The organism is Xanthomonas sp. SHU 199 (assembly GCF_000364665.1).
In the GTDB taxonomy this organism is placed as follows: domain Bacteria; phylum Pseudomonadota; class Gammaproteobacteria; order Xanthomonadales; family Xanthomonadaceae; genus Xanthomonas_A; species Xanthomonas_A sontii.
This window is the reverse complement of sequence record NZ_AQOI01000078.1, coordinates 1-2555: the sequence shown is the minus strand read 5'-3', so window position 1 is coordinate 2555 and position 2555 is coordinate 1. Positions and strand designations below refer to the sequence as shown.

General features: G+C 70.6%; 2 protein-coding genes and 1 pseudogene. All 3 read left to right on the top strand.

Annotated features, from left to right (window positions below; all coding sequences use genetic code 11):
• On the top strand, positions 1-689 hold a 689-nt coding region (locus tag D183_RS0103955), incomplete at its 5' end, for a ferritin-like domain-containing protein (protein WP_017907848.1).
• Positions 690-919: 230 nt separating this feature from the next.
• Positions 920-2164 (top strand): zinc-dependent metalloprotease, encoded by a 1245-nt coding sequence (locus D183_RS0103950; protein ID WP_017907847.1) that lies wholly within the window; start codon positions 920-922, stop codon positions 2162-2164.
• Between the two features lie 141 nt (positions 2165-2305).
• Positions 2306-2555 (top strand): annotated as a pseudogene (locus tag D183_RS0103945) (hypothetical protein); the annotation flags it as partial.

Genomic DNA, 2555 nt, shown 5'->3' with positions numbered 1-2555 from the left:
CGGCCGCGGCGCCGGCGCCCGAGCCGATCCGCATGCCGGGGCGACCACCGCGACCGCTGCTGGTGCATCCGCGCGAGCTGCCGCGGCGCGGCCTCGGCAGTGCCGAGGGCCGTGCGGCGTTCATCCACGCCATCGCCCACATCGAGCTCAACGCCATCGACCTGGCCTGGGACGCGGTCTACCGCTTCCGCGGCCTGCCGCCGGCGTTCTACGCCGACTGGGTGGCGGTGGCGGACGACGAATCGCGCCATTTCGTGTTGCTGCGCGACCGCCTGCGCGCGCTGGGCCATGCCTACGGCGATTTCGCCGCGCACAATGGCCTGTGGGAGATGTGCGAGAAGACCGCCCACGACGGCCTGGCGCGGATGGCGCTGGTGCCGCGCGTGCTGGAGGCGCGCGGCCTGGACGTGACCCCGGGCATGATCGTCAAGCTGCGCGCGCTCGGCGACGACGCCACCGCCGACATCCTGGAGATCATCCTGCGCGAGGAAGTGGCGCACGTGGCCGCCGGTTCGCGCTGGTACCGCTGGTACTGCGCGCAGGCCGGGATCGAGCCGCGCGCCCGCTTCGCGGCGCTGCTGCGCGAGTACGCCGGCGGCTACCTGCACGGCCCGTTCAACCTGCAGGCGCGCCTGCTGGCCGGGTTCGACGAGGACGAATTGCTGGCGCTGCAGCAGCAGGCCGGCTGAGGCGGCGTCCTGCTGCGGCGTGGCGCCCGGGTCGCGTCAACGCGCAGGCGGCTGCATGAACGCCTGCGCACGCGTTCTGTGACGCCTATCTCCGAGCGGACACCCCGCTGCATTTGTTGCTTGCGCTGAACGGTGGCTGAGCGGCTAATCGAACTCCCCCGCGCGGCCTCCCCCGTCTCCGGCCGCGCGCGGGGCGACGTTCGTCCCTACTCACCACCCAGGAGTCCGACATGAAGTCGATGTGCAGCCTTACCGCGATGCTTGCCCTGTGTGTCGCCGGTTCCGCCTCCGCAGCCGGAACGCCCCTGTTCCAGAGCAGCCAGTACGTCTCCAAGTCCATCGCCGGCGAGCCGGCGCTGAGCCGCCTGCTGGCCAATCCCGCCACTGGCGCGGTGCAGCGGGTCGGCGTGAACGCCGCCGCGGTCACCTCCGGACAGAAGCAACTCGAGCTGGACCTGCTGGGCCAGCGCATCACCGCCACGCAGTTGAAGACCGAGCAATTGGAAGGCGGCAACAGCATCTGGTACGGCAATCTCGGCAATGCCGCGGTGGCGCGGACCCGCGCGCTGTCCGGCCTGGATCCGCTGAACTCGGCGATCCTGGTGCGCAGCGGCGACACCATCACCGGCAGCATCCGCAGCAACGGCACGCTGTTCCACCTGCGTCCGATCGCCGGTGGCGGCCATGTGCTGGTGGAGGTCGACGAACGCCGCATGCCGGCCGAGCATCCGGCCGACTACGCGCTGCTGCCGACCGTGCAGATGCCGCAATCGGTGATCGACGAACGCGTGACCGCCGCCGGTGCCTCGTCGGGCTCGCCCGCGACCATCCGCGTGCTGGTGGTGGCGACCAACAAGGCGGTGACCAGCTACGGCGGCAACATGCAGTCGCTGGTGCAGTTGGCGGTGGCCGAGTCCAACCAGGGCTACACCAACAGCAACGTCGGCATCACCATGCAACTGGCCGGCTACGAGACCACCAACTACACCGAGTCCGGCGACTTCAACACCGACCTGACCCGCTTCCGCGGCACCAGCGACGGCTACATGGACAGCATCCATACCTCGCGCAACAGCACCGCAGCCGACGTCGGCGTGCTGATCATCGACAACTCCGCCTATTGCGGCCTCGCCTCGGGCATCGGTTCCACCGCCGCCACCGCGTTCGCGGCGGTGTACTGGGATTGCGCCACCGGCTACTACAGCTTCGCCCACGAGATCGGCCACCTGCAGAGCGCGCGCCACGACGTGGCCACCGACTCCAGCACCTCGCCGTACGCCTATGGCCACGGCTATCGCTACGGCAACAGCTGGCGCACGATCATGGCCTACAACTGCACCAGCAGCTGCCCGCGGCTGAACTACTGGTCCAACCCGAACGTGTCCTACAACGGCGTGCCGATGGGCAATGCCAGCACCGCCGACAACCAGCGCGTGCTGGTCAACACCAAGGCGACGGTGGCCGGGTTCCGTTGAGCCGGCCCGCGCGTGGCGCAGGCCGCGTGCCTGCGCCACGCGCGGCGAAGATGGCCGGAGCGGGCGCGGCGGCGCCCGCTTCGGCTATGCTGGGAAGCGGTACCGGCGCGGCCGGTGCCGACCGACTTCCTGGGATCGACGATGTTCAAGCGCATGCGACTGCCGGCCGCGCTGCTGCTGGCGATGCTGAGCGCGGGCTGCGGCCCCGCTCCCGACCGGCAGACCGAGACCCCGTCGCCGGCCGCCAAGACCGACGCGCCGCGGGCGACCCCGCCGGCCGCACCGGCCGACACCTTCGACGGGAACCGCGCGATGGACGTGTTGCAGGCGCGCCTGTCGGCCGATCATGCCTATCCCGATCTGCAGTGCCTGGGCTACGTTGTCGAGGACG